General features: G+C 61.7%; 18 protein-coding genes. 3 read left to right on the top strand and 15 right to left on the bottom strand.

Annotated elements, in window-relative coordinates; all coding sequences use genetic code 11:
- Positions 1-143: 143 nt before the first annotated feature.
- The 6 genes from HMPREF9696_RS00915 to HMPREF9696_RS00890 all read right to left on the bottom strand — a co-directional run bounded on the left by HMPREF9696_RS00915 (position 144) and on the right by HMPREF9696_RS00890 (position 5,685).
- On the bottom strand, positions 144-851 hold the full coding sequence (locus HMPREF9696_RS00915; protein ID WP_002711051.1) for an ABC transporter ATP-binding protein: 708 nt from the start codon (positions 849-851) through the stop codon (positions 144-146).
- A complete protein-coding gene (locus HMPREF9696_RS00910; protein WP_002711050.1) occupies positions 841-1,575 on the bottom strand; it encodes an ABC transporter ATP-binding protein in 735 nt (244 codons plus the stop codon). The genes HMPREF9696_RS00915 and HMPREF9696_RS00910 overlap by 11 nt, the downstream gene beginning before the upstream one ends.
- Positions 1,572-2,576 carry a branched-chain amino acid ABC transporter permease gene (locus tag HMPREF9696_RS00905; RefSeq protein WP_002711049.1) on the bottom strand — a complete coding sequence of 335 codons (1,005 nt, stop codon included), beginning with the start codon at positions 2,574-2,576 and terminating at the stop codon, positions 1,572-1,574. Before HMPREF9696_RS00905 ends, HMPREF9696_RS00910 begins: the two co-directional genes overlap by 4 nt.
- The gene (locus tag HMPREF9696_RS00900; protein ID WP_002711048.1) at positions 2,576-3,454 is read right to left on the bottom strand and encodes a branched-chain amino acid ABC transporter permease; all 879 of its coding nucleotides are present in this window, start codon (positions 3,452-3,454) and stop codon (positions 2,576-2,578) included. Before HMPREF9696_RS00900 ends, HMPREF9696_RS00905 begins: the two co-directional genes overlap by 1 nt.
- A 95-nt stretch (positions 3,455-3,549) precedes the next feature.
- Positions 3,550-4,800: an ABC transporter substrate-binding protein gene (locus HMPREF9696_RS00895; protein ID WP_002711047.1), complete on the bottom strand. Its 1,251-nt coding sequence runs from the start codon at positions 4,798-4,800 to the stop codon at positions 3,550-3,552.
- A gap of 60 nt (positions 4,801-4,860) precedes the next feature.
- Complete coding sequence (locus HMPREF9696_RS00890) at positions 4,861-5,685, bottom strand: putative hydro-lyase (RefSeq protein ID WP_002711046.1); 825 nt, start codon at positions 5,683-5,685, stop codon at positions 4,861-4,863.
- A 111-nt stretch (positions 5,686-5,796) separates the two neighbouring features.
- On the opposite strand from HMPREF9696_RS00890, the gene HMPREF9696_RS00885 reads away from it, so the two are divergent.
- Positions 5,797-6,747, top strand: coding sequence for a LysR family transcriptional regulator (locus HMPREF9696_RS00885; RefSeq protein ID WP_002711045.1), 951 nt, complete (start codon positions 5,797-5,799; stop codon positions 6,745-6,747).
- On the opposite strand, the gene HMPREF9696_RS00880 is transcribed toward HMPREF9696_RS00885, so the two are convergent.
- Complete coding sequence (locus HMPREF9696_RS00880; protein WP_002711044.1) at positions 6,698-6,955, bottom strand: DUF6894 family protein; 258 nt, start codon at positions 6,953-6,955, stop codon at positions 6,698-6,700. The two genes, HMPREF9696_RS00885 and HMPREF9696_RS00880, sit on opposite strands and share 50 nt — an antisense overlap.
- A 123-nt stretch (positions 6,956-7,078) precedes the next feature.
- On the opposite strand from HMPREF9696_RS00880, the gene HMPREF9696_RS00875 reads away from it, so the two are divergent.
- Complete coding sequence (locus HMPREF9696_RS00875) at positions 7,079-7,837, top strand: sulfite exporter TauE/SafE family protein (protein ID WP_002711043.1); 759 nt, start codon at positions 7,079-7,081, stop codon at positions 7,835-7,837.
- Here the strand turns inward: HMPREF9696_RS00875 and HMPREF9696_RS00870 are convergent.
- The 8 genes from HMPREF9696_RS00870 to HMPREF9696_RS21905 form a co-directional block, all read right to left on the bottom strand.
- Positions 7,834-8,673 (bottom strand): aldo/keto reductase, encoded by an 840-nt coding sequence (locus tag HMPREF9696_RS00870; RefSeq protein WP_002711042.1) that lies wholly within the window; start codon positions 8,671-8,673, stop codon positions 7,834-7,836. The two genes, HMPREF9696_RS00875 and HMPREF9696_RS00870, sit on opposite strands and share 4 nt — an antisense overlap.
- 105 nt (positions 8,674-8,778) lie before the next feature.
- On the bottom strand, positions 8,779-9,867 hold the full coding sequence (locus HMPREF9696_RS00865) for a lipocalin-like domain-containing protein (RefSeq protein WP_002711041.1): 1,089 nt from the start codon (positions 9,865-9,867) through the stop codon (positions 8,779-8,781).
- Complete coding sequence (locus tag HMPREF9696_RS00860) at positions 9,857-12,316, bottom strand: ABC transporter permease (RefSeq protein WP_174309435.1); 2,460 nt, start codon at positions 12,314-12,316, stop codon at positions 9,857-9,859. The genes HMPREF9696_RS00865 and HMPREF9696_RS00860 overlap by 11 nt, the downstream gene beginning before the upstream one ends.
- Positions 12,313-12,966, bottom strand: a complete 654-nt coding sequence (locus HMPREF9696_RS00855) for an ABC transporter ATP-binding protein (RefSeq protein ID WP_174309434.1) — start codon at positions 12,964-12,966, stop codon at positions 12,313-12,315. The genes HMPREF9696_RS00860 and HMPREF9696_RS00855 overlap by 4 nt, the downstream gene beginning before the upstream one ends.
- A gap of 202 nt (positions 12,967-13,168) precedes the next feature.
- Complete coding sequence (locus tag HMPREF9696_RS00850) at positions 13,169-16,255, bottom strand: MexW/MexI family multidrug efflux RND transporter permease subunit (RefSeq protein WP_002711037.1); 3,087 nt, start codon at positions 16,253-16,255, stop codon at positions 13,169-13,171.
- A 21-nt stretch (positions 16,256-16,276) separates the two neighbouring features.
- Positions 16,277-17,398 carry an efflux RND transporter periplasmic adaptor subunit gene (locus HMPREF9696_RS00845; protein WP_009735720.1) on the bottom strand — a complete coding sequence of 374 codons (1,122 nt, stop codon included), beginning with the start codon at positions 17,396-17,398 and terminating at the stop codon, positions 16,277-16,279.
- Positions 17,399-17,468: 70 nt separating this feature from the next.
- Positions 17,469-18,170, bottom strand: a complete 702-nt coding sequence (locus HMPREF9696_RS00840; protein WP_002711035.1) for a TetR/AcrR family transcriptional regulator — start codon at positions 18,168-18,170, stop codon at positions 17,469-17,471.
- Between the two features lie 34 nt (positions 18,171-18,204).
- Positions 18,205-18,498 (bottom strand): hypothetical protein, encoded by a 294-nt coding sequence (locus HMPREF9696_RS21905; RefSeq protein ID WP_157169983.1) that lies wholly within the window; start codon positions 18,496-18,498, stop codon positions 18,205-18,207.
- A gap of 14 nt (positions 18,499-18,512) precedes the next feature.
- Here HMPREF9696_RS21905 and HMPREF9696_RS00835 point away from each other — a divergent pair, with 14 nt between their 5' ends.
- Positions 18,513-20,528: a TRAP transporter permease gene (locus tag HMPREF9696_RS00835; protein WP_002711034.1), complete on the top strand. Its 2,016-nt coding sequence runs from the start codon at positions 18,513-18,515 to the stop codon at positions 20,526-20,528.
- The last annotated feature ends 8 nt before the right edge of the window (positions 20,529-20,536 follow it).

Here is a 20,536-nt window from a genome sequence, read left to right as displayed (position 1 = left end):
ATAGTTGAATGTTGCTGCCAGGCTGCCGGTCTCCCGTGACGTTGCACCACGGTTTGCGACAAGGCAAACGTCTTCATTTGCGCGCAAAGCGTGCATCGAGGTATCCAGCATTACTGAGTTGTTTTCGTGGCCGGCCAGATGATCTACATGCCGAGATAGGCTCGCCTGACTTCCGGATTGGCCTTGATGTCAGCCGCAGGACCGCTCATCACCACCTTTCCCGTCTGCAGCACATAGGCGCGGTCGGAAATCTCAAGGCTCTCCGACAGCCGCTGTTCAACAAGCAGGATGGTGACACCGCTGTCGCGGATCTGCTGCACCGCCTGGAAAATTTCATCGACCAGCTTGGGCATGATGCCTTGCGACGGCTCGTCCAGCATCAGAAGACGCGGCCGTGTCATCAGCGCGCGCGCGATCGCCAGCATCTGCTGCTCGCCGCCGGACAGTGTCGCGGCCCGCTGCGAGAGCCGCTCTTCCAGCCGGGGAAACAACTTGAACACGAATTCCAGCGGGCTATCCCGGTCCGGACTGCCACGATGCAGGTAGCTGCCGAGCCGCAAATTGTCGGCGACGCTCAGGCGCGGAAACAGCCGCTTGTTTTCCGGCACGTAAGCAAGTCCGCGCGCAGTAACCAGATGCGCGGCGATGTTGTCGATCCGCTCGCCCACGAAGTTGACGGTGCCGGACTTGGGCTTCTCCATGCCGGCAATGGATTTCAGCAAGGTTGATTTTCCGGCCCCGTTGGCGCCGGCGACGGTGACGATCTCGCCTGAATCGACATTGATCGAGATATCCGAGATCGCGATCAGTCCGCGATAGGCCGTGGTGAGGTTCGCAACATCAAGCAACACGATGACGATCCCCCAGATAGGCCGCGATCACCTTTTCGTCGCGCACGACTTCCTTCGGCAGGCCCTCTGCCAGAACCTTTCCGAGATGCAACACCACTGCGCGATCGACCAGCGGCATCACCACTTCCATTACATGCTCGACCATGACGATGGTCACGCCGGTCTCCCGGACTTTCCGGATCAGTTCGACGCCCGCAGCCGCTTCGCTGGGCGTCAATCCGGTCAACACCTCATCGAGCAGCAGCAGCTTCGGCTCGGTGGCGAGCGCGCGCGCAACCTCAAGACGCCGCTTCTGCGGTGGGGTCAGATCGGCGGCGGATGAGTCGGCATGCGCCGCAAGGCCGACATAATCGAGAACATCCAGCGCCTTCGTCCGCGCCTGGAGGACGCCGGGATAGCGCACGAACGCGCCGACCGTGACGTTTTCTACCAACGACATCGAGTCGAACGAACGCGGCACCTGATAGGTCCGCGCGATACCGAGGTCGCAGCGATCCGCAGCAGGCAGCGGCGTGATATCGCGTCCGTCGAATTCGATGACGCCGAAGGACACCGGAAACGCGCCCGCGATCAGATTGAACAGGGTCGATTTGCCAGCCCCGTTGGGGCCGATCAGTCCGAGGATTTCACCGCGATAGACATCGAGGTCGATGGAATCATTGGCGACAAGGCCGTCGAAACGGCGCGTCACGCTGCGGCATGTCACAAGCGGCTTTCCGGTCATGCCGTCGCCTCACGCTTGATCGGTTTGATGAAGCTGAGGATGCCTTCGGGCCGGGTCAGCGACACAATCATGACCAGCCCGCCATAGATCACGAGATCGAGGCCGGAGCCCGAGCCACCGAGATAAGACCGCGAAAGCTCGGCCAACGGGATCAGGATCAGCGCCCCGATCGCCGGCCCCCAGAGCGAGCCGACACCGCCCAGCACCGCGGGCAGCGCCATCAACAAGGAGAACCGGAAATGCATCACGCTGTCAGGGTCGATATACGACACGAACGCCGCATAGAATCCCCCGCCCACCGCCGTAAAGAACGCCGAGATCGCAGCCGCCGCCATCTTGGAGCGAAAGATCGTGACTCCGAGGCTCTCGGCGGCCTCGGCGTTGTCCTTCACCGCCCGCCACCAGTAACCCCACTTGGATTCGACAATCGAGAACGTCACCAGCCAGGTGACCGCGAACAGGCCCAGCGCGAAATAGAAATATGGCGCCTTGTCCCGCGCGAACTGCAACGTCCACCACGAATCCGGCGTAAACGGCCACTGGATGCCGAGCGCGGCACCCGCATAGTCCCAGTTATGGAACAGCAGCAGGCCAATTTCAGCGATGACGATGGTCGCGATCGAGAAATAGTGTCCCTTGAGCCGGAAGCACGGATATCCCAGCGCCAGCGCGATCACCGCGGCGATGATTCCGCCGGCAAGCAGCCCGCCCCATGGCGTGATGCCGAACTTCACATAGAGGAGACTTGTCGCATAGGCGCCGATCCCGAAGTACAGCGCATGGCCGAGCGAGACCTGTCCGCAATAGCCGCCGAGCAGGTTCCAACTTTGAGACAGCGCGGCAAACAGCAGCGTCAGGATCAGGACGTTCATCATGTAAACGTCCGACACAAACCGCGGCACCAGCGCGATCAGCGCAAAGACAATGGCGGCGGTGATGAGCTGCCGCCGCCGGCTGGCGACGAACGCGGACATCGACGAGGCGGTCATGCCCTGTGTCATCACAGCCTCCCGAACAGGCCGCTCGGCCTGACGAACAACACCAGAAGATAGAGCGAGTACACACCGACGGATTTCAGCGACGCCGGCAGGATCAAGGTCGTCAGCGCCTCGACAAGACCGACAATCACCCCCGCCACCAGCGCACCGAAGATGCTGCCAAAACCGCCGAGCGCCACGGTGACATAAGCAATCAGCGCAAACGTGCCGCCGACCTGCGGATGAATGTAGTAGAAGATCGCCAACACCGCGCCGGCGACACCGACCAGCGCTGCGCCCAGCCCCCACCCGAGTGCGAACACCCGGTTGCGGTCGATGCCGACCAGCGCCACCGCGCCCTGATCCTCGCGGGTCGCTTCCAGCGCCTTGCCGAAATCGGTTCGCGTGATCAGCCAGTAGAGACCTCCAAACACCGCAAGCGACACCGCCCCGCCGAAAATCTGCGGCCAGGGCAGAAATACGCCACCGAGATTCAGTGTCTTGCCGCCGAGCCATGTGTTGGCGATGTTGCGATAGTCCGGGGTAAAGAAGTATTGCGCGAGACCCTGGATCAGGAGCGCCAGGCCGAAGGTCGCGAATATCTGCACCATGCCGGGGTTGGCCTTGGCGCGCATCGCGTAGCGGATGACTCCTGCATAAACCGAGACGCCAAGGACGAACATCAGCGCCACCACCAGCGGCGCAAGCACCACCGGATCGAGCGCGGTCATGAACACCAGCCCGAATGTCGCATACATCGCCAGCATGAGAAATTCGCCGTGGGCGAAGTTCACCACATCCATCAGACCGAAGATCAGCGACAGGCCGACCGCGATCAGCGCATAGATCAGCCCCATCAAGAGGCCGCTTGCGATTACCTGAAGAAAGGCTTGCGTGGTCACAGTGAACTCATTCCGTCAAGGACATGGCGGGTGGACACGGCATGAACCGTTTCAGAAAAAGGGGCGCTGCCAATCATGACAGCGCCCCTCTTCATTCAGCCGTTCATCGGCCATTTCGGCTCGGCGATCGCCGCCTGCGCCGGATAGACCGTGATGAACTTGCCACCGAGATACTGCAGCAGCACCGGGTCGGCGTCATCGTTCTGGCCCTCGGCGGTAAACTTGATCCGCTTCCACGGCATGATGGTCTTCTCGCCGGGCGTATCGGTGGCCGCCAGCGCGGCGCGGATCTTCTCGCCGTCGGTGGACTTGGCCCGGTCGATCGCATCCGCAAGGACGAGGATGGACGTCAACTGCCGCGAGGTATTGTCGTTCAGGTCGCGGTTGGCGCGGGCCTTGAACATGTCATTGACCTTGCCGACCGACGGACGCTTGGACGCCAGATCGAGCGAGAAGCTGGCGCGCGAGATCATGCCGTTCAGCTTGTCGCCCACCGCATCGAAGGTCGCCTTGTCGGAGAAGCCCGCCGCCTGCGCGAGGATGTTGTTGGGCTTGTAGCCGAGCTCGTCCATGGTCTTCATCAGAAGAATAGTGTCGGTGGTGTAGCTCGATGGCAGCAGCACGTCCGGATTGGCGCTCTTGATCTGCTGCACTTCGGCGGTCAACGACGGCGACGATGCGCGATATTTGATGTCGGCGACGACCTTGTAGCCGCGATCGGCGGCGAGCTTGCGCTGGACGTTGGAGGAGTCGGTGCCGAAAATCGTGTCCTCGAAGAACAGTCCGACGCTGTCGATCTTCTTGCCCTTCTTTTTCAAGGCGTCCATGAACTCGAACATCGCGAGGGAGAACATCTCGTCATGCGCGGCGGGCCGGAAGAAGAACTTCAGGCCGCGGCGATGCAGGCTCGGCGAGGACGAATCGGCCGCAACGTAGGGAATGCCGTACCGCTCGCACGACGCGCTCACCGTCGCCGACACCGACGAGTGGAACGCGCCGCAGATCGCGACCACCTTGTCCTGCGTGATCAGGCGTTCGGCCTCGGCCCGGCCTTTTTGCGGATCGCCCTGATGGTCGGCGAAGACCAGCTTGATCTTGGCGCCGCCAAGACCCGCAAGCCCGGCGCTCTTTGCCGTGGGCAAATCGAGGTCATGGGCATTGTTGACAATGTCTGCCGCGGTTTCCAGCGCATGGCGTGCATCCGCGCCGATCTGCGCGGTCGGCCCCGTCAGCGGCCAGATGCAGCCGATCAGGATTTCCTTGCCGGCCTGCGCCAGGGCGCGGGTCCCAAGAGTTCCGGCAACGGACATGGCGACACCGGACAACAATACTTCGCGGCGATTCATCGACGATACTCCCTGGTTAGACACTGCCTTTACGGGGCATTGCGGCTGATCTGGTCAAACTCACTGAATGGAAAATTCAGAATTGCGAACGTCCGTCACCAGCATGAAGCCTGGCGCGTGGGTGATTGCGAAGCTGGGCCGCGACTGCAGGATGACCGATTGCGGGGTCACTCCGCACGCCCAAAATACCGGCATCTCGTCGGGCTGAATGCTCACTGCGTCGCCATAGTCCGGCTTCGCAATATTGCTGATGCCGATCAGCTCCGGCTTGCCGATATGCACCGGCGCACCGTGCACGGATGGAAACCGTGTCGTGATCTGGATCGCGCGAATGGCTTCCGCGGGCTTGAACGGACGCATCGACACCACCATCCGTCCCTCGAAAGGTCCCGCCGCCTTGCACGCAATGTTGGTGCGGTACATCGGGACGTTGCGCTGTTCGTCGATGTGACGAATGTGCAAGCCGTCCGCGATCAGCGCTTCCTCAAACGAGAACGAACAGCCGATCACGAAAGCAACGAGATCGTCGCGCCAGTGCGCCATGATATCGGTCGGCTCCTCGGTCAGTTCGCCGTCGCGCCAGACCCGGTAACGCGGGATATCGGTGCGGATATCGAGATCAATGCCAAGCGCGGGAATGCGTGGATCGCCGACCTCCGACATGCCGATAATCGGGCATGGCTTGGGATTGAGCTGGCAGAAGCGATGGAAGGACGCCGCAAGGCTTTCGGGCAGGATGGCCAGATTGCCCTGAACATATCCGGGCGCGACACCTGCCGTGACATCCACCCGACCTGCACGATAGGCCAGCCGGGCATCACGGCTGGGGAGATCCGCATCATGGCCCTGAACGGAACGTGTCACCTGTTCGGCTGCCGAAAGCATAAGACCACTCCATTTCCCGTTGAAAAGAGTGGATCATCGCCCCAAGATAAAGTCTAGTCGCGTTTTTTTATCAGAAACGATAAGCTGGATTAATAGGTGCGGGGTTACGGCATGGTGGACTTCAAGTCGATCGAGACGTTTCTCTGGGTGGTGACGCTCGGCAGCTTCGGTGGTGCGGCGCGCAAGCTCAACACAACGCAGCCTGCGATCTCGCAGCGCATCTCTCAGCTCGAAGCGGAAATGGGCGTGAAATTGCTGCAGCGGGACAGCCGTTCCGTCACGCCGACACCCGGCGGCCGGCAGATGATGCTTTACGCCGAGAAGCTGATCGGCCTGCGCCGCGAGATGATGGCCGCCGTCATGGATCGCTCGGCCATGCGCGGCATCGTCCGGCTCGGAGTGTCGGAAACCATCGTTCATACATGGCTGCCGCAACTGATCGAGCGTGTTGCGACCACATTGCCGAACCTCTCGCTGGAAATCGAAATCGACATCACGCCCAATCTTCGTGCACGGCTGATGGCGCAGGAAATTGATCTTGCGTTCTGTCTCGGGCCGTGGCCCGCATCCAACGTGCGCAACCGCGTGTTGTGCGATTATCCGAACTCGTTCGTTGCCAGTCCATCGCTGAAACTCGGCGACGGTCTGCTGACCGTGCGAGACCTGGCGAAGTTCGCGATCATCACATTTCCCCGCAAGACACAGCCCTATGAGATCGTGCGCTCACTGTTCAATCGTCCCGACCTGCCCTCGCCGCGCCTGCATACAAGCGCCTCGCTCGCCACCGTGATCCGCATGGCGACAGACGGCATCGGCATCGCCGTCATCCCGACAGCCATTGTCGAGCGCGAACTGGCGGAAGGCCAGCTTCAGCTTCTATCGACGGATTTGCATGTGCCCGCGCTGACGTTCTCGGCAAGCTGGCTCGCCACTCCGGATACGCTGGCCACCGAAACGATCGCTGATATCGCCGTTAAACTCGCTCAGAGCGAGATGGACGCAACACCCGAGATCAGTGCCGCGACGGCGGGGGCTCGTCGGGCGTCTCCAGCGCTTCGGTGAACGGAAACTCAAGCACGATTTCACCGGCTTCGTCCGTCACTTCCAGCACGGCGGTAAGCAGCGACGGGTCCTTGCCTTCGTCGTGAAGAATTTGCCGGACGGTCGCGTGCGCAACGCGCCAGGCATGATCCGGATCGCGCAAATCCTCGCCTTCCGGATCCGGAATAAGCGTCGCGCCGATCCGCGTGTTGAAGAAATAGCGAGGCATGCCCGAAATCTAGGGTCACCGCTGCAAACCCACAAGGGCGGCCTGCATTTCTGCGCGGTGATATCAGTTGATCTTGCCGGGCCTTCTGAGGCCTAAGTGAAGAGCATCTGACGGAATCATGACGTGCACGCCATTATCACCGAGCCGCTGTTCTATGCTGTCGCAATCCCCGCAGTGATCCTTCTTGGATTGGCGAAGGGCGGCTTTTCGGGCCTCGGTATCGCATCCACGCCCTTATTGGCGCTATATCTGCCGCCGCTGGAAGCCGCGGCCCTGATCCTTCCGCTTCTCATCATTCAGGACATGATCTCAGTCTACGTCTACCGGCGTGACTGGGACGCATGGAACCTGAAAGTCATGCTGCCCGGCGCCATTGCCGGTATGGCGCTCGCGTGGCTGCTGGCCTCGCATCTGTCGGACGCACTGGTCCGGATCATCATCGGCGTCATCGGCCTCGCCTTCGTTGCCAACACATGGCTGCGCCGGAACCGGATTGAAGCGCACCCGGCAACGGCCGTCAGCGGCGTGTTCTGGGGCGCGGTGTCCGGCTTTACATCCTTCATGACGCAAGGCGGCGGGCCGCCGTTTCAGGTTCACGTCCTGCCGCAGCGGCTGCCCAAGCTGACACTGGTCGGCACCACCACGATCTTCTTTACCGTGGTCAATCTCCTGAAGATCGGCCCCTACTTCGCGCTGGCGCAGTTCACAGCGAAGAATTTCGCCACCTCGCTTGTGCTGCTTCCAATTGCCGTGTTGGCGAACTTCGCAGGCATCTGGCTGGTGCGGAAAACGCCGACTGGCCTGTTCTACAACATCGCCTATGTGCTGCTGTTCATCATTTCGCTGCTGCTGCTCTGGCAGGGCATCAAGGCCGTGATCTAGATCATCGGCAGGCTGCGCGGTTCGCGCCCCAGCGGGAACGCCTTGTCCAGCGCGGCAACCTCACTGTCCGCCAGCGTCAAGTCTCCCGCGCCGGCATTGTCCGCGGCATGGTTCGCCGATGATGCCTTCGGAATCGCAAAGACCGACGGCCAGCGTGTCAGAAAGGCCAGCGCCACCTGACGTGGCGTCGCGCCGTACCGATCCGCGATATTTTTCAGCAGCCTCCCGCCCGCTGATTCCGGCTCGGGAAAATCGTCATGGCCGAATGGCGAATAGGCAACCACCGCGAGCCCATGCGCCTCGCACCACGGAATAACGGAGTGCTCGATGGCGCGCTCGTTCAGATGATAGAGCACCTGATTGCAGGCGATGCGCCCTTCGCCCGCCACGTCGGTCATCTCGGCAAGATCGCCCGCGTCGAAGTTGCTGACACCCCATGAGCGAATTTTTCCATCGCTTACCAGTTGCTCGAACGCAGCGACCGTATCCTCCAGCGGATACGATCCACGCCAATGCAGCAAGTAACAGTCGAGACGATCGGTCTTCAGCCGCTTCAGCGAGCGCTCGCAGGCTGCGATTGTCCCTTTGCGCGAGGCATTGCTCGGCAGCACCTTTGAGACCAGAAACACCTCGTCGCGCCGCCCTGCAATGGCCTCCGCGACCACAAGCTCGGCATCGTCATACATCTCCGCCGTGTCGATATGGGTCATGCCGAGATCGAGCCCCTTGCGAAGCGCTGCTACGGCCGGTGCCCGGTCACCGCGGTCGATATACCAGGTGCCCTGGCCGATGACTGACACTTGCTGTCCGGTGTTTCCGAATGGCTTTTGATTCATGTTGTTTCCAGTTCTGACCGTCATTGCGAGGAGCGAAGCGACGAAGCAATCCATTTCGTCGCCATGGATTGCTTAGCTGCGCTCGCAATGACGAGAATTCAGCGTTCAATACCCCGTCATCTCAAGATAGCCGACGCCGCCATGGCTGCCCTTGAAACTGATCGGCCCTTCCCAATACGCGAAGCGCGTCCCCATCCAGCTTTTTGCATTGAGCGGGACGCTGTCGACGTTCAATCCGCGCGCCGCGACAGTGACACGCCACGATGTCGGCAGCTTTCGGCCATCAATGTCCGTGAATGCTGTCGGCGTCATTACAATCGTATTGGCTGGCAATGGTTCGGATCGTCCGCTGCGATCAATCCAGTTGCCCGCGAAATAGTTCCCGCCGTCCTTCTGGCGCAGCCGGAACAGCATGACCTTCTCGCCGGTGTCCAGATGCAGCGAGAACCAGTCCCATCCGGTCTGGTCCGATGCCAAGGGCTGGCTGCTCCACTCACGGTCCATCCATGCGCGCCCGGTGACTGCAACCTGCCTGTCATCAAGGGTGAGCGTGCCCGAAGCTGTGAAATAAGGCTGGCTATAGTAGTACGACGCCTGCCCGCGTTCGGATTTCTTGCTGTAGCCTCCATCGCCTTGCAGCACGAGCGGCCGATCGCACGCGAGACTCAACACATAACCAAAGTCATCGCTCGATGCGGTGACGAACAGCGGCGCGATGGTCTGCGCATGAAAGCCATCGCCACCGCGCATCTCCCATGAATCGATCCATGCATGAAACGGCGCAGCTTCAGCCCCCGCCTGCCCTATACCGCCGCGCGCGAATTTTTCCGCGTAACGATGGATAGTCGGGCCGGTGACCGCCGCATGTCCCATCCAGATCTGCCGATTGGCCCAGCCTTCCTGCTGCGCGCCCGGCGTCATGGCCTGCCGGAACAGCGTCCATTGCGCGCCCCATTCGTCTCCGGCCGCATCCCTCAGGTTCGCGGTCAGATACCACCACTCGATGCGATAATCCGGATGCGGACCGTGGTCGCGCGGGAATTCTAGCATCCTGCCGGGAACGACCTCGGCGAAGCCATCGCTGCCGCCGCCAAGCCCCGCGAAACCCTGCGCATGTGCAAGCGTGCCCGCCAGCGGCGCGATCAGGCTGCTTCCGATAAACGCGCGGCGGCTGATGTGCCTGTCAGCGCTCATTGGCAAATATCTTTGCAAGGGCTGCGGGTTGCAGCCGCATCAACCTCAGAATCGGAAGGCATGTCGCCAGCAGCGCCGCCAACAGCGCAACGGCGAGCAATTCCAGTAACTGCAGCGGGAAGACATGCAGCGGGAGACGCCAGCCAAACGCTTTCACATTGACCACCGCAACCAGGCACCAGGCCACAAGGATACCGAGCGGCAGCGCCAGTAGCGCCGTGATCAGCGCGACCGACATGGTTTTCAGAAGCTCGATCCCGGCAAGCCGCCGCCGCGTCAACCCGAGCGCCCAGAGCGGCGCGAGCTGCGGCAACCGGCTGTAACTCAACGTCAGCAGGCTCGTGAATAAAGCAATCCCTGCCACGCCGAGCGTGAAGGCGTTGAGCGCGGAAGTGACAGAAAATGTCCGGTTGAAGATGCGGATGGATTCCGCTTTCAGCGTGGCCTGATCCAGCAGCCTGCTGGAATCGAGTCCGAACTTCTCACGTATGGCTGCGACAAGCCCGGCCACCTTCTCCGGTTTCACGCGCAGGCCAAATCGCGTGCGCGGAATGTCGGGCCAGTGTGCCGCCAGTGCATCAATGTCGATGCCGATCTGCCCCTTCGGATTGCCGTAATCGGGATAGATTCCCGCAACCGTCACCGGCCACGGCCCCGTCGCTCCCGGCAACGTGACACGATCGCCGAGTTCGACCTTCAGCCGCCGCGCCAGTTGCTCGCTGAACAAGGCTCCCTCGCCGGCCCGCACCTTGTCCCAGACGTGCGGCTGTGCTTCCAGCAGCGGCCAGCGTTCGCGATAGGTTGCGTGATCGGCAAAGCCGATGATTTCCACGGGCAGCGTCGCCAGCGTCACGTCGGTGCGCCATGCCGGCAGGATGGCATCAACCTCGGGACGCTGATGCAGCCACGCGACAATCTCGGCGGCCTGCGCATCGCTCGTTGCATTGAGATAGATTTCCGACGCCAGCCGGTCATCGAGCCATGCGGCGAAGGTGCGCGAAAAACTCTGCACCATGGTGCCGACACCGACATTCACGGCAAGCGCGAGCAGCAGCGCCATCAGCGCCAGCGACAGACCTGGCAATTGCTGGCGGCTATCGGCCCAGAACCATTTCACCAATGGCTGCGCCGTACCGGCCTGACCAAATCGCAACGCAACCCCGAGAATGACCGGCAATATCAGAGCCGCCGCGAGCAACAGTCCCGCCAGCATTCCGAAACCGGCTGCGAGGGAATTGCCGAAAAGGAAACACCCGGCTGTAACGAGAAGGATGGCCAGCGCGAGCAGGCCCTGCCTTTTCAGCCATCTTTGTTGCGATTGCTGCCAGGCATAAGGCTGCGCCGCGGCGAGAACCGGCAAGCGATAGACGCGATAAAGACCGGCAGCGGCCGCCAGCAATGCGCCGAGAATGCTCATGCCAAGGCCTGAGAGCCACCAGTCCGCTTTCAGCACAAGCTGCCCAGGCACCTGCGCGCCATACAGCCCGCGCAGGCTTGCGGCCACATCGGGCAGGAGAAGCGCGGCGACGAGGTAGCCGCAGATCAAACCGATCATCCCGGCCACGATGGCCAGCGAAACCAGTTCAACAACAAGCGTCAGGGTCAGTGCCAGTGCCGACACGCCACACGCGCGCATAGTGCGCAACATCGGCAATCGTTGTTCCAATGCAAGCCCGATGGCCGAATGCACGATGAAAAGGCCAACGACAAAGGAGAGCAAGCCGAATGCGGTGAGGTTGAGATGAAAGCTGGCGGTCAGGCGCTCAAGATCGCTCGGCGCGCCCGCCGCGACCAGCCGCAACCTGTCGCCGGCCACCTGCTCCAGCGGCGGACGTTTGCCGCGCAGGTCTCCGACCAAAAGCCGCGACACCTGATCGGGCATTTTGAGAAGGCGCTGTGCGATACCGATATCGACAATCAAAACGCCCGGCGCGAGATTGACCTGCACTGTGAGCGGCGGCAATGAAACACCATTCGTCTGCGGCGCGGCGCCTTCCCGCAATCCCAGATCGGCCAAAGTTTCCGGCGCGACCCATGTCTGGCCCGGCGGCGTCAGAAATTTTTGCAGATCAGCCTGCGCAATTTCAGGAGCCGCGCCCGCTCCCGCAGGCAGCGAGACCGGTTCAATACCGAGCAACCGAAAGGCCCGGCCGCTGATCACCACACGCCCCTCAACCACCGGCGACACCGGCCAGTTGGCGCGGCGCAGATCGACAAAGAGCTGCTGCGGAAAAGCCGGGCCGTCGCGCCCGATCAGCATCGCGGTGTTCGCGCCACCGAATGTCGCCGCCGCACGGTCGTAACTCGCGCGCGCCTGCTGGTTGATCGCCTGCACGCCGCTCCACAGCGCAGTCGCCGAGATCAATCCGATCAGCAAGGTCGCAAACTGCATCCGGTGCCGCTTCCAGTGGCTCAACAGACCCACGAGAATCCACAGTGGACGCATCATGTGATCCGCCCCGCGGTGAGATGAACCTGCCGGTCGAGCGTCGCGGCGAGACGCTCGCTGTGTGTCACCATCAGGAAACTGCAGCCAGTGCGGGCTACCAGATCGCGCGCCAGCGCCAGCACATCGTCGGCGGTCTTCTCATCGAGATTTCCGGTCGGCTCATCCGCCAGCAGCACCAGCGGTTTGATCGCCAGTGCGCGGCCGATGGCCACGCGCTGCTGCTGACCGCCGGATAGCTGCTCCGGATAACGATCCAGCAACGTTCCGAGGCCCAGCCGCTCCACCAGCTCGTCCTGCCAGACCGGGTCATGACGGCCAGCAATGCGCGCCTGAAAGGCAAGATTGTCGGCGACCTGAAGACTTGGAATGAGATTGAACTGCTGGAACACAAGGCCCAGCCGGTCCCGCCGCATCGCTGCCCGGTCGCTATCGGACAATCCCGACACCAGCGCACCGTCGAGCCAGATCTCGCCGCTATCGGCCCTGTCGAGACCTGCGATCAGATGCAGCAGCGTGCTCTTGCCGCTGCCGGATTCGCCGGTCAGCGCGACGCTCTCGCCGGCCGCTAGCACGAGATCGACCCCGCGCAAAACCGCAAGCTGTTCTTCAGAGGTCGGGTAGGATTTGGTGAGGCTTTGAACCGTCAGCATGATCGCGGCGATCATACATAAAGGCGGCTGCGCGGTATATCACGAAGCATCGACCGGCCCCGGCCGATGAAGATCATCGTCACGGCCGGGCACTGAACGAGCTGATTCCGCTCGTTTGGCCCGGCCATCCACGTCCTAAAACGGGCACGGATGAGAACGTGGATGTCCGGCACACCGCCGGACATGACGACCTGTCACAGCCTCAGGTGAGACTGAGTTCGTACTTCTCGATGTCCTTGGCCCGCTGGTTCTGCGATGCGGCCTTATGGTCGGTCGCGATCCAGGTATAAACCGCCGGCAGCACGAACAGCGTAAACAGCGTGCCGATGGACATACCTGCGACCACCACGATGCCGATGGAGAAACGGCTCGCGGCGCCCGCACCGCTCGCGGTGAGCAGTGGCAACAGGCCGGCGACCATCGCAGCCGTGGTCATCAGGATCGGACGCAAGCGGACCCGCGCCGCGTGTTCGATGGCGGTGCGGCGGTCGAGCCCTTCCTTGATCTGCATCTCGTTGGCGAACTCCACCATCAGGATGCCGTGCTTCGAGATCAGGCCGACCAGCGTCACCAGACCCACCTGGGTGTAGATATTGATCGTCGCCAATCCGAAGAACAGCGGGATCAGCGCGCCCGAGATCGCCATCGGCACCGAGATCAAAATCACCAGCGGGTCGCGAAGACTCTCGAACTGCGCCGCCAGCACCAGGAAGATGATGATCAGCGCGAACACGAAGGTCACCGTGAGCTGGTTTCCTTCCTGCACGTACTGACGGGAGTCGGCGAGATAGTCATGAGAGAATCCCGCGGGCAGTTGCTTGGCCTGCTGCTCGAGGAATTCCACCGCCTTGCCGACCGTCACGCCGGGCATCGTCACTGCCTGGAATGTCGCCGAGTTCAACTGGTTGAAATGTGTCAGCGCGTTCGGATTGGTCGCGGTTTGAATGCTGACGACGGTCGAAAGCGGCACCTGCCGTCCCGTATTGGTCGCGACGTAGTAGTTCCCGAGGGATTCCGGCGTCAGGCGCAGCTCGCGCGGCACCTGCGGGATCACCTGATAGGATCGCCCTTCAAGGTTGAAGCGGTTGACATAGTTGCCGCCGAGCAGCGTCGAGAGCGTTGCGCCGATCGCCGACATGTTGATGCCGAGATCGTTTGCCTTCGAGCGGTCCACCGTGACGCGGACGACGGGCTGATTGAAGGCAAGATCGCTGTCCGCGACAATGAAATATCCGCTCTCGCGCGCGGCCTTCTTCAGCTTTTCCATCTGCTCGAAGACGGCCTGAAATCCGCTCGTGGTGCTGATGACCATCTGGATCGGCAAGCCGCCGGGCCCGCCCGGCAGCGCCGGCAGGTTGAACGCGAATGCGTTGACGCCCTCGACCTTGCTCAGTTCATTCTGAACCAACGGCTTGAGCGCCAGCGACGACCGTTTGCGCTCGTCCCATGGCTTCAGGATCATGCCCGCGATGCCGTTGGCCGGCCCGCTGGTGCCATTGATGATGAAGCGCAGATCGGTCTCGGGGAAGCTGGCGAAAACCTTGTCGAGCTTCTTTCCGTAGAAATTGCTGTAGTCGATGTTGGCGTATTGCGGCGCCTTGGTCACCGAGAACAGAATGCCCTGATCTTCCTCGGGCGCCAGCTCCTTGTTGGTGTTCATGTACATGAAGCCGACAAGGAACAGGATAACCACCGCGAAAAGACCGGTAATCGGCCGATAATCCAGCGAGCGCTCGAGCTTGCGGCCATACCAGTCGGTCACGCGCGTGAACACGCGATCGACCAGCTTGGCGAAACGGCCCTGGTTCTGATGTCCGCCCTTGAGCAGCACCGAGCACATCATCGGCGACAACGTGAGCGCGACCACACCTGAGATGATCACCGATCCGGCCAGCGTGAAGGCGAACTCGCGGAACAGCGCGCCGGTCAGACCGCCGAGGAAGCCGATCGGCGCGTACACCGCCGCCAGCGTAATGGTCATGGAGATGACCGGCCCGACGATTTCGCGTGCGCCGATCAGCGAGGCCTCGACCGGAGATTTGCCCTCCTCCAAGTGCCGGTGGATGTTTTCGACGACGACAATGGCGTCGTCCACCACAAGCCCGATGGCGAGCACCATCGCCAGCAGCGTGAGCAGGTTGAGCGTAAAGCCCATCGCCAGCATCAGGATGCACGCGCCGACCAGTGACAGCGGAATCGTGACCACCGGAATGATGACCGAGCGCAGCGAGGCGAGGAACAGAAAGATCACCACGACAACGATCAGCACCGCTTCAAGCAGGGTATCGCGCACTTCGTCGATCGACGACTGAATGAACTTGGTCGAGTCGTAGGCCACGCGCATTTTCAACGACGGCGGCAGGTTGCGTTCGATTTCCGGGAACAGCCCGCGCACGCCCTTAACGATGTTCAGCGGGTTGCCCTGCGGCGTCGACTGCACGCCGATGAAGATCGCCTGCTGACCGCTCATGGCGACGCTCGCATCCGTGCTCTGCGCGCCGAGTTCGACCGTGGCGATGTCTTCAAGACGCACGAATCCGCCGTCCTTCGCCTTCACCGTCATCCGCTTGAACTGCTCGATGCTGGTGAGGTCGGTATTCGTCGTCACGTTGGAAACGATGAAATAGCCCTTGGACTGGCCGGCGGCGGCCTGGAAGTTGTTGGCCCGGATCGCAGCCGCGACATCGTCCGGCGACACGTTACGGCCGGCCATCCGCTCCGGATTGAGCCAGATGCGGGTCGCAAGCGTCTGCGCGCCAAGAATATCGGCGGATGCGACGCCATCGACGGTCGAGAGAATAGGCTGCACCACGCGGGCGAGATAGTCCGATATCTGCGGTCCGGTGAGTTCGTCGCTGGCGAAACCGATATACATCACCGCGGTGGTCTGGCCGGTCGATTTCGTGATCACCGGGTCGTTCGATTCTCGTGGAATCAGATAACGGACCGAGCTGACCTTGGAGCTGACTTCGGTCAGCGCCGAATTCGGATCCACATTGAGTTTGATATAAACCGAGATCGTGCTGGTGCCTTGCACCGACGAGGACGTGATGTAATCGACGCCTTCCGCCGACGCTACCGCCTGCTCGATCGGCTGGGTGATAAAGCCCTGCATCAGATCGGGCGACGCGCCGGGATACGACGTCGTGATGGTCACGACCGTATTGGACAGCTTCGGATACTGGCGGATACCCAGGCTTGTCGCAGCCTTGAAGCCGATCAGCAGGATCAGCAGGCTGACGACAAGCGACAGTACCGGCCGCTTGATGAAGATATCAGTGAAGGCCATGCGTGGCGCTCCCTCGGAAAATCAATAGCGCGGCGGTTGCGCGGGAATCGGCGGCGGCTGGTCGGTCGAAATCGTGACGGCCGAACCGGATTGCAGCTTGAGCTGTCCGACAGCGACCACGCGGTCGCCCGGCTTGACGCCGCTGACAATGACAACGCGGCCATTGATCCGCTGTCCGGTCTTCACGAAGGTCCGATCGGTCTTCAGCGTTTCCTTGCCTTCGGCATCCTTCGTTCCGGTGATAAGCCAGACGGAGTCGCCATAGAGCGTGTAATCGACCGCCGTTTCCGGCACGGTGACCACCGCAGGCTTGGACGGCAGTTCGACCGTGGTCGATGCGAACATGCCCGGCTGCAGGATGCGGTTCGGATTGTCGAGGGTCGCCTGAACCCGGACGTTGCGAGTGTCGGCGCTGATCTGCGGTTCGATGGTGGTGATCTTGCCCTCGAAGGTGCGGCCCGGATAGGCGTCCACCTTGATGCGGACGGTCTGGCCGACATCGAGAACCGCGCGATCCTTTTCAGTGACCGTGAAGTTCAGATAGAGCCGCGACAGATCGGTCAGGGACACGATCTGCGTTCCGGCGCTGAGATACTGGCCGAGCTGCACCAGACGCACGCCGAGCACGCCACTGAACGGCGCGGTGATCCGCTTCTGCGAGATGATCGCTTCGGTCTTTGCCACCGCGGCTGCGCCCTGATCGTAGGCGGCCTGCGCCTGATCGACGGTCGCCTGCGGCCCGAACGATTTGGCAAGCAGCGCCTGGGCGCGGTCGAGCGCGAGCTTTGCCGCCAGCGTCTGTGCCTTGTAGCTGGCGAGATCGCTCTGATCCGGTGCGTCATAGATTTGCAGCAGGGGATCGCCTGCCTTCACCTCGGCGCCGGGCTGGAACAGGATTTCGGTGACGCGGCCGTTCACGTCGGTGGTGACATTCACCTGATTCACGGCGGCGAGATCGCCGACCGCGGTCAGAAGATTTGGCAGCACTTCCGACTTCGCCTCGGCCACGGCAACAACGGTTGGCGGCGGCTTATTGTTCTTGAAGAACTGCGCGATCATGTGGCTGCGGAAGGCGTTGAAGCCCCAGATGATGCCGACCAGCAGAACAAGCGCTGCGCCGATGATGATCATCCAGCGCCGCATGCGTACTGGCGGACGCGGCTTCTCCGCCGGGGAAGGAGTGTGTTGAGACGGTTTGCTCGTGGCGTCCATGTTATGCACTTTCCGCAATTCGGTCCGCCGCATCCATAAGCGGAGGAACGGTGTCCAAATAAGAAGTAATAGCCCGGCCGTTCATTCCGATTCCGCGGAGAATGAACTGGCAAATCTGTCGCTCGAAGTCGGGCGCGCTGGGATACGTCAATGAGGGAGTCGCAGGAAGCCTTGCAAGGGCCACCATGTGAACAACCTGATGCGCGAACCAGAAAAGGTTGAGTTGCTCCCCCTCGACCCGCTCCGCATCGCCCGCCGCGATCGCGCTCTCCAGCGAAGCCTCGAAGATCGTTCCTATCAAATCTCCGATCTTGTCATAAAGCAGCCGCGCGAATTCGCCGTCGGTCAACTGGCTGGAGATCAGCAACCTGACCCGCTGGGCGTCCTCCCCGTCCGGCGATTCGGTCGCACGCATGAAATGCGCAACCATTTCGCGGATGAGAATCACCAGCGTCGTCGTCGATGGCTTCAATTCGCGAAGCCGGATGAGTTCGGGATCGGCCTCGCACTCTTCGGCGAGAATTTCCGCATAGAGTGCGGCTTTCGTGGGGAAATGCTTGAACAGCAATCCTTCGGAAATCCCCGCAGCCTGCGCGACGCTGCGCGTCGTCGTCCCCGCAAAGCCGTGGAGGGCGAAACAACGCTTGGCTGCCTCCAGAATTTGCTCCCGGCGGAGATCGCTCGTTAGTCTGAGGGTGCTCATGGCGCAACGTGAGTAAACACTCACCTCGCCCAAGTCAATTGTCTTTGCTGCCCCGCAGCACGCAATTTAGCCATATTCCAAAGGGTTTCGCGTTTTCCACTGCAAGGAATACCGCCAGGCCCTGTCCGTCGCCAATCATCGGACCAATCGCGCCGGTTGCCGTCACCCGCGCGCTCGAAAACGCACGGCTTTTACCACCGAGACACGCGCAACAGCGCCATCGCTGAAAACGAGTCTTGCCTAATGCCTCTGAACCCGCCTCAATGCGCGCAACGAATGGTCCCTGCGTCAGCAGGAAGACCGCAAGGCCCGCAACAAACAGGGCCACGGGGGGAGAAACGGATGGCGACGGCAGATTCACCGCCGGGCAATGACTCGACGGTCATTTCCGATGAGGCACTTCGCAAGGCCGAGGAATTCATCGAAGCGGATGAAGGCGCGACCAACAGGCTCGGCGGATTCATCGGCCAGGTGGTGACGTACATCGCGATCGCGATGAGTCTGTTCCATCTCTACGCCGCCTACGCAATCGTTCCGACCCAGGAACTGCGTTACACCCATGTCGCGTTTACGCTCGTTCTTTCGTTCCTGCTGTTTCCGCTCGCGGCGCGTTTCCGCAATCGGGTGCGCTGGTGGGATATCATCCCCTGCATTCTTGCGGTGGCAACCATCGTCTATGCGCTCATGGGCGGAGACGATTTCACCGACCGCGCCACCACGCCCGACCGGTGGGACGTTATCGTCGGCCTGATCTTCATCGTCCTTGTGCTTGAGGCAACGCGCCGGACCACCGGATGGATTATGCCGGTGGTCTCGATCCTTTTCATCGCCTATGCGATGCTCGGTCCGTACTTTCCGGCGCCATGGACCCACCGGGCCTACGACCTGCCCCGGCTTGTCGGCCACCTTTTCATCACGCTGGAAGGCATCTTCGGCGTCGCGGTCGACGTGTCCGCGACACTGATCATCCTGTTCACGATCTTCGGCGCGTTCCTGCAGCAGTCGGGAGCCGGAAAATTCTTCATTGATTTCTCGCTGGCGCTGATGGGCGGCAAGCCGAACAGCGCCGGGCGCACGGTCGTTCTTTCGTCGTTCCTGCTCGGCGGCCCGTCCGGATCCGGCGTCGCGACCACCGTGATGATCGGTACCGTCGCCTATCCGATGATGAAGAAGGCAGGCTTCGAGAAAAACGCCGCGGGCGGCCTGCTCGCCGCGGGCGGCCTCGGCGCAATCCTGTCGCCGCCGGTGCTCGGTGCGGCTGCGTTCCTGATCGCCGAGTTTCTCAAGATCAGCTATCTCGACGTGATCTGGATGGCGACCATCCCGACCTGTCTCTATTATCTGTCGCTGCTGATCATGGTCGAACTCGACGCCAAGCGCTTCGGCGCGCGTGACGTCAACTTCAAGCCCGACATGTCGCTCGGCGAGATGACCAAACGCTACGGCTTCCACTTCATTTCGCTCGTCGCGGTCGTCTTCTTCATGGTGATCGGCTATTCGCCGTCGCTGTCGGTCTTCTATGCGATCATCACCACCTTCGCGCTGAGTTTCCTGCGCAAGGACACGGCGCTGATGCCGCCGAAACTGAAGCGCGCACTGGCGGACGGCTCGATCGGCGCGCTCAATGCCGCGACCACCTGCGCCTGCGCGGGCATCGTCGTCGGCATCGTGACACTCACCGGCCTCGGCCTGAAGTTCTCGTCGATCGTGATCGCCTACGCCGGCGGCAGCCTGCTGCTGACGGCGATCTACACATCGCTGATTGTCTGGATCATCGGCCTCGCCGTTCCCGTCACCGCGTCCTACATCATCTGTGCAGTGATCGCGGCGCCTGCCCTCATCAAGCTCGGCGTTCCGGATTACGCCGCGCACATGTTCATCTTCTATTATGCAGTGCTGTCTGAAGTGTCGCCGCCAACCGCGCTGTCGCCCTTCGCGGCCGCTGCCATCACCGGCGGCGATCCCTACAAGACCACGCTGCAGTCGTGGAAATACACCCTGCCCGCATTCCTTGTGCCGTTCGTGTTCGTGCTCGATCCGCAGGGCGTGGGCCTGCTGCTCAACCTTCCGAAGGGCGGCTCGTGGGTCGATATTGTCGAGATCACGCTCAAGACCACGCTCGGCCTGATGGCGCTGGCGGCGGCGGCACAGGGCTGGGTGTTGCGAAGCACAACGTTGATCGAACGCGCGCTGCTCACGCTGTCCGGTCTGCTGCTGGTGTTTCCAAGCCTGATCGAGGCCGTGATCGAAGCGGCGATTGGTCGCGATATCTCTTATACTTATGTACCCGGCGTCCTGATCGGATTGGGGGTATTGTTGTGGCAAGCAAAAGGACCGGCGCTTCAAAGACCGGCCTGACTATCCAA

The organism is Afipia clevelandensis ATCC 49720 (assembly GCF_000336555.1).
GTDB classification, from domain to species: Bacteria; Pseudomonadota; Alphaproteobacteria; order Rhizobiales; family Xanthobacteraceae; genus Afipia; species Afipia clevelandensis.
The sequence above is the reverse complement of the archived record's forward strand: the minus strand, read 5'-3'. Positions and strand labels throughout refer to the sequence as shown.

Excerpts from the sequence above, each read along its gene's own strand:
- HMPREF9696_RS00910 (WP_002711050.1), bottom strand. The coding sequence starts at position 1,575 with ATGACCGGAAAGCCGCTTGTGACATGCCGCAGCGTGACGCGCCGTTTC.
- HMPREF9696_RS00905 (WP_002711049.1), bottom strand. The coding sequence starts at position 2,576 with ATGACACAGGGCATGACCGCCTCGTCGATGTCCGCGTTCGTCGCCAGC.
- HMPREF9696_RS00895 (WP_002711047.1), bottom strand. The coding sequence starts at position 4,800 with ATGAATCGCCGCGAAGTATTGTTGTCCGGTGTCGCCATGTCCGTTGCC.
- HMPREF9696_RS00890 (WP_002711046.1), bottom strand. The coding sequence starts at position 5,685 with ATGCTTTCGGCAGCCGAACAGGTGACACGTTCCGTTCAGGGCCATGAT.
- HMPREF9696_RS00885 (WP_002711045.1), top strand. The coding sequence starts at position 5,797 with ATGGTGGACTTCAAGTCGATCGAGACGTTTCTCTGGGTGGTGACGCTC.
- HMPREF9696_RS00880 (WP_002711044.1), bottom strand. The coding sequence starts at position 6,955 with ATGCCTCGCTATTTCTTCAACACGCGGATCGGCGCGACGCTTATTCCG.
- HMPREF9696_RS00870 (WP_002711042.1), bottom strand. The coding sequence starts at position 8,673 with ATGAATCAAAAGCCATTCGGAAACACCGGACAGCAAGTGTCAGTCATC.
- HMPREF9696_RS00865 (WP_002711041.1), bottom strand. The coding sequence starts at position 9,867 with ATGAGCGCTGACAGGCACATCAGCCGCCGCGCGTTTATCGGAAGCAGC.
- HMPREF9696_RS00860 (WP_174309435.1), bottom strand. The coding sequence starts at position 12,316 with ATGATGCGTCCACTGTGGATTCTCGTGGGTCTGTTGAGCCACTGGAAG.
- HMPREF9696_RS00855 (WP_174309434.1), bottom strand. The coding sequence starts at position 12,966 with ATGCTGACGGTTCAAAGCCTCACCAAATCCTACCCGACCTCTGAAGAA.
- HMPREF9696_RS00850 (WP_002711037.1), bottom strand. The coding sequence starts at position 16,255 with ATGGCCTTCACTGATATCTTCATCAAGCGGCCGGTACTGTCGCTTGTC.
- HMPREF9696_RS00845 (WP_009735720.1), bottom strand. The coding sequence starts at position 17,398 with ATGCGGCGCTGGATGATCATCATCGGCGCAGCGCTTGTTCTGCTGGTC.
- HMPREF9696_RS00840 (WP_002711035.1), bottom strand. The coding sequence starts at position 18,170 with ATGAGCACCCTCAGACTAACGAGCGATCTCCGCCGGGAGCAAATTCTG.
- HMPREF9696_RS00835 (WP_002711034.1), top strand. The coding sequence starts at position 18,513 with ATGGCGACGGCAGATTCACCGCCGGGCAATGACTCGACGGTCATTTCC.